This window comes from Methylobacterium gregans, assembly GCF_022179245.1.
GTDB classification, from domain to species: Bacteria; Pseudomonadota; Alphaproteobacteria; order Rhizobiales; family Beijerinckiaceae; genus Methylobacterium; species Methylobacterium gregans.
The window spans coordinates 44502-50501 of the sequence record NZ_BPQM01000071.1; the positions used below are offsets into that span (position 1 = coordinate 44502).

Annotated in this window: 1 protein-coding gene and 1 pseudogene; both read right to left on the reverse strand. The window is 69.7% G+C overall.

Annotation, left to right across the window (positions count from 1 at the left end; translation table 11 throughout):
- Positions 1-125: 125 nt before the first annotated feature.
- Entirely contained in the window at positions 126-3503 is a 3378-nt protein-coding gene (locus tag MFF54_RS15275) for a maltotransferase domain-containing protein (RefSeq protein WP_238303718.1), read from the reverse strand.
- A 138-nt stretch (positions 3504-3641) separates the two neighbouring features.
- Positions 3642-5987, reverse strand: a pseudogene (treY, locus tag MFF54_RS15280) (malto-oligosyltrehalose synthase); the annotation flags it as partial.
- Between the last annotated feature and the right edge of the window lie 13 nt (positions 5988-6000).

A 6000-nucleotide genomic window follows, 5' to 3' on the forward strand; every position in this document is an offset into this window, starting at 1 on the left:
CGGGTCGGGGCCGGTCCCGCCCGACCTGAGTCGGTGCGTGAACGGGGGAGATGCGGCTTGACCGCATCATCGCGGCAACAGCGCGGCGGACCGCGCCGGATCGGTGTCTGGTCGCACGCGGGCGCTCATCCCGCAAGGCGACGGGGCACTCTGAGGCGCCAGATCACGCAGGAACGCTCGGCCGGATCGAGGGCGATCCGGTGGGACTTGCCGCGCAGCTCGAAGGTGTAGCCCTGGAGCAGGTCCTCGACCTCGACCGCGCCGTCGTCGGGCAGGTCGAACAGCCAGAGCGGCACCTCGTAGGTGCATTCCTGGCGGTTCTTCGGGTCGAGGTTGACCATCACGAAGACGCAGTTGTCCATCTCCGGCGTCACCTTGGCGTAGGCGATGATCTCGTCGTTCCAGGCGCCGCAGAAGTGGACATTGCGGAAATCCCAGAGCGCCGGGTTCTCCCGCCGGATCTGGTTGAGCTTGATGATGTGCTCTCGGATGTTGCCGGGCCGGTGATAATCCCAGGCCTTCAGCTCGTACTTCTCCGAGTTCAGGTACTCTTCCTTGCCCGGATATGGCGCGGCCTCGCACATCTCGAAGCCGTTGTAGATGCCGTAGACGGAGGAGAGCGTGGCGGCGAGCGTCGAACGGACGACGAAGCCTGGCCGACCGCTGGTCTGGAGGTAGTATGGGTTGATGTCCGGGGTGTTAGCGAAGAAGTTCGGGCGGTAGTACTCGCCCATCTCGCCGGCGAGTTCGAGCGCGTACTCGGTCAGCTCCGCCTTCGTGTTGCGCCAGGTGAAGTAGGTGTAACTCTGCTGGTAGCCGGCCTTGGCGAGCTTCTTCATCATCTTCGGCCGGGTGAAGGCCTCGGCGAGGAAGATCGCGTCCGGATACTGGCCGTTGACTTCGGCGATCACCCATTCCCAGAACGGGATCGGCTTGGTGTGCGGGTTGTCGACCCGGAAGATGCGCACGCCGCGCGAACACCAGCCGAGCAGAATGTCGCGCAGCTCGATCCAGAGCGAGGGCAGCGCGCCGCCGTAGAAGTGGACGTTCGAGATGTCCTCGTACTTCTTCGGCGGGTTCTCGGCGAACTTGAGCGTGCCGTCCGGGCGCCACTCGAACCATTCGGGGTGGTTCTTGATCCAGGGATGGTCGGGCGAGCACTGGATCGCGAAATCGAGGGCGATCTCCATGCCGTAGGCGTGGCTCGCCGCGACCAGCTGCTCGAAATCCTCAAGCGTGCCGAGATCCGGGTGCACGGCCTCGTGCCCGCCCTCCTCCGCGCCGACCGCGTAGACCGAGCCGACATCGCCCGGCAGCGCCTTCAGGGTGTTGTTCTTGCCCTTCCGGTTGGTCCGGCCAACCGGATGAATCGGCGTGAAGTAGAGTACGTCGAAGCCGAGCTCGCGGATCTCGGGAAGCCGCCGGATCACATCTTGGAACGTGCCGTGGCGGTTGACGTCCATCGATTGCGAGCGCGGGAAGATCTCGTACCAGGCCGAGAACCGGGCCGCGAGGCGATCGACGATCACCGGCAGCACGACGGGATAGCGCGAGAGGTTCACCCGCTCGGCGTGCGCCCGGACGAGCGTCACGGAATCGGGCCGGAGGATGCGGTCGAGCTGGGCGGCCGAGCCGCTCTCCTCGGCACCGAGCGCCGCGACGAGCGCGGCGAGCCGGTCCTTGTCGCGGCCGGTGGCGAGGTCGGCAGCGGTCTGAACCAGGGCCACGCCCTCGATCGTCTCCAGGCGCACGTCGACGCCCGCGTCGCGCTTCTTCAGGGTGTCGCGCATCCAGGACGAGAAGGCATCGCGCCACGCCTCGATCGTGACCTCGTAGCGGGCGTTCTTCTCCAGCGGGACGCTGCCGCCCCAGCGGTCGTTGTCGATGAAGACCATCGGATCGCGGCGCCACTGCTCCGTGCCGGCGACGCGGGAGAGCACGGCCGCGTCGATGATCTCGTGGCCGTCCGAGAAGATGTCGGCCTCGACGTGCAGCTGCTCGCCGACGATGCGCTTCACCGCCGAGCGGCCGCCATCGAGCTCGGGCGTCACCGCCTCGATGACGACCCGGCCCCTGCCCTCCGGCCTGTCGTGGAGGGGCAGGCGCGCGACCTTCGCGGCGTCCGCCGTGATGATGCGCAGCTCCCCCGGCGCGAGATCGATCGCACTGCCCGGGTGGAAGGCGATCGGCTCGGCCTCCGGCGTGCGGTCGGTCCACGGCCCGAGCATCCCGCCCGTGCGGGCGATCAGCGTGCCGGCATCGACCGGGAGCGGGCGCTCGGTCGGGTTGTAGAGCACGATCACGGCGTTGCGCGCCGAGGCGTGGTGGCCGGTGTCGTAGCGGGCGAGCGCCACGAGGTCGGAATCGGGCGCGGAGATGCGCTGTTGCGCGCCCTCGACATTGGCGGCCGGGATCTCGGCGCGCAGGTAGTTGATCGCCGCGACCGAGGCCGAGATGTCGATGCCAGTGTCATGCTCGCGGGAGGCGGGCGTGGTCTCGACCACGTGCAGGCGGCGGCGGTAGCCCCACTCGTAGCCCACCGGCATCAGCACGCCGGCCGAGAAGAAGGCGGCGAGCGCGTAGCGGGCGCGCAGGTGCGCGGCGATCTCGGCCGCTCCGCCGACCACCTCGGCCGCGAGGCGGCCCATGTCGTGGTTCTCCGGAAAGGCGATGGAGGGGGCGAGGATGCGCAGGCGCTCGTACTGCTCCAGCGCCCAGCCCTTCTTCAGGTCCCACCACGCGAAGGAGTTGAACAGGTAGTCGAAGCCGGCGCCCGCGGTGTCGCGGGCCTGCTCGAAGGTGCAGCCCAGCGTCTCGGCGGCGAACAGGCTCTCGGGATCGCGCCGCTTCGCCTCGCCGATCAGCGCGCGCCAGGTCTCGGCCGGGACCATGTAGGCGGCGTCGCACCGGAAGCCGCGCACGCCGAAGCTCTGGAGCTTGGCGACGTAGGCGCCCCAGATCCGGGTCAGCTCGTGGCGGGCGTGCTCGGCATGGTAGTCGAGCTCGGCGAGGTCGCCCCAGACCGTGCGCTTCGACGGGTCGTCGGGATCGACCGCGAAGGGGCTGGCGATCTTGCCCTCCGCATCCTTCAGGAAGAGGTCGGGCCGCTCGCGGGCGAGCTTTCCGTCATTGGCCGTGTGGTTGATGACGAGGTCGGTCATCACCTTGAGGCCGGAGGCCTCGGCCGCCGCGCAGAAATCGCGGATCTGGTCGTCGTCCGAGCGGCCGTCGTCGTCGCGAAAGCGCTCGTCCAGGCGGTCGGGATCGGCCACCGCGTAGAGGCTGCCTGAGCCGCCGGTCTGGTGGAACGGGTTGAGGTAGACCCAGTCGAAGCCCAGCGCCGCGATGCGCGGCAGCTCGCGCGTCCAGTCGGAGACGCGCCCCACCAAGAGCGGGAACAGGTTGTAGATCCGCGGCCCCTCGGCCCGCGGCGCGAAAGCGGCCGGCAGGGCCTCGACGCCGGTCGCCGGGGCGGCCTTCGTCGCGGTGGTCGGTGCGTTCATGCGGGCCTCTTCGTCGTCTCGCGTGTGGGGCTAACGCCCGAGCGTCCGGCCTGCTCCGGGCGTGCGGCCCGCGAATTTTCTGCCATTCGCGGGCCCTGGGGCCACTGTTTAGGCGGCCTTCATGTCAGGGCCTTGATGTCACGCCTGCCGTCGCAGGATCGCGAAGGGCAGGTGCCGGAACAGCTCGCCGCAGTCGGCCCGCCCGCCCGCGCGGGTCTCGCCGGTGACGAGATCGCGCCAGCGCGTGCCCGCGCCGAGGTCGAGGGACGTGCCGGCGAAGCCCTCGCCGGACCAGACCTTACCTTCGGGCAAGAGCTTGGAGACGAGGCGCGGCACGGCCACGACCAGATCCTCACCGTCTCCCGCCCCGTCCGCGCGCTGGAAGGCGAGCACGTGGGCGGCCTTCGCGCCCTCGGCCGGCAGGGCTCGGTAGTCCGCGTCGGCGTAGAAGCCCGGCCGCTCGGCGCGCTCGGCCAGGAGCTTGGCCAGCACCGCCTGCTTCACGCGCCCGTCCCACCACGTGCCGATCAGCTCGCCCGCCGGACGGCCCTCCTCGAGCGCCCGCTCCAGCGCCGGGTAGTCCACCGGGCGGCGGTTGTCGGGATCGACGAAGGAGAAGTCCCAGAACTCGGTGCCCTGATAGGTGTCCGGCAGGCCCGGCAGGGTGCATTTGAGCACCGTGCGGCTCAAAGATGCCAGCATGCCGAGATGCGCCAGGCGCTGCGCGAAGGGGCGCAGCTCCCGCAGGAAATCCGAGCCCGGCGCGATGATCGCCTCGAACAGGCGCTTGACCGCGCCCTCGTAGGCCTCGTCCACGTTGACCCAGCTGGAGCGGCGCTTGCCCTCGCGCATCGCCTTCTCGCCGTAGGCGATCAGGCGGTTGCGGAAGTCCTCGATCGCCGCAGATTCGTCCTTCTCGAGGAGTTCCAGCGGCCACGCGCCGAGGATTCCTTGAAAGAACATCCACTGGTCGTTGGCGTCGGGCGCCGGCTCGTCGTCGATCGTGGCGAGGTGCGGCCCGGCGGTCGAGCGCCAGAGATCCCAGGCGCGGGCCCAGGCATCCGGCATCTCGGAGAGCGCGAGCAGGCGCGTGCGGGCATCCTCGCCGCGCTTGGTATCGTGCGTCGCCGTGGTGATCATGGCGTTCGGCCAGTCGCGGGCGCGCGCCGCCTGGAGCGCGTGGAAATGCTCCGCGTCGATGCCGTACTCGCCCGGATCACCCCCGACCTCGTTGAGGCCGAGGAGCAGTGCGTAGCGGTAGAACAGCGTGTCCTCCAGGCTCTTGGCCATCACCGGGCCCGTGAGCTGCTGGAAGCGCCGGCGGAAGCGCAGCACGGTACGCGGGTCCGGCCGGCCCGGTCCCGCGGTCTCCACGCGGCCGAGCAGGACGTTCTGCGCGAAGTCGTGCACCGAGCGGTCCGGCAGGCCGGACCAGCGCTTGGCCTTGGCGACCGCGCCCTCGATCAGGCGCACGTCCTCCGCCTCGATCTCGGCGTCCTCCAGCTCCGGCGGCAGGTAGCTGCGGTAGGTGGGAAAGCGCGCGATGATCTCGATGAGGGCCCGGCGGATGGCGTTGACCGAGAAATCGCGGGTGCGCCGGTCGGAATCGGCCACCTCCTTGAGGTCTGCGGTCAGAACCTCCAGCTCGCTGGCAAAGCTGATCTCGAGGATCTCCGCCTTCGCGGCGCGGAGCTGGAAGCCGTAGGGCTCGTCGAAGCCGGAGGCCCACTCGTAGATCCGGCGGACCTTGGCCTGTTTCTCCTTGTCGACGAGGATGCCGTCGAGCTGGTTCAGCACGTCGTAGCCGGTGGTGCCGGCGACCGGCCAGGGCCGCAGCTTCTCGCCGGGCTCGAGGATCTTCTCGACGACGACGTAGAAGCCCGGGCCCACGGCCGCCTGGAGCGCGCGGGCGTAGCCGAGCGGATCGGCCAGACCGTCGATGTGGTCGATGCGCAGCCCATCGATGCGGCCCTCCCGCACGTGCCGGAACACGGTCTCGTGCGAGCGGTGGAAGATGTCGGTCTTCTCCACCCGCAGGCCGGCCAGCGAGTTCACGTCGAAGAAGCGGCGGTAGTTGATGTCGCTCGACGCGATGCGCCAGTGGGCCAGCCGGTAGGCTTGGCTCTCCAACAGGCGGTGGAGCGGCCCGAAGCTGTCCGGGTGTCCCTTGACGCCGTTGAGGAGCTTCAAGCCCCGCTCCATCGCGTCGCGGATCGTCGGCGCGGCGGCGTAGACGGCGGCGAGCCGCTGCTTCAGCCCCTCCGCCTCCTCCGGGAAGCCCCGGCGGCGCTCCGGGTTGGTCTCCTCGCCCATGGTGCGCAGGCGCTCGGAGATCGCCATCAGCTCGGCCGAGGCGTCGTCGCCGACCTCGCCGAGCGCGGCCAGCACCCGGTTGAGGATGGTCGGGTAGTTCAGGGGCCGGATCGGGAACTGGTGCTCGTAGTGCCAGACGCTGAAGGCGCCCGCCTGCGGGTCGAACTTCAGCGTCTGGCACTAC

Coding starts and splice junctions, on each gene's coding strand:
- MFF54_RS15275 (WP_238303718.1), bottom strand. CDS start 3,503: ATGAACGCACCGACCACCGCGACGAAGGCCGCCCCGGCGACCGGCGTC.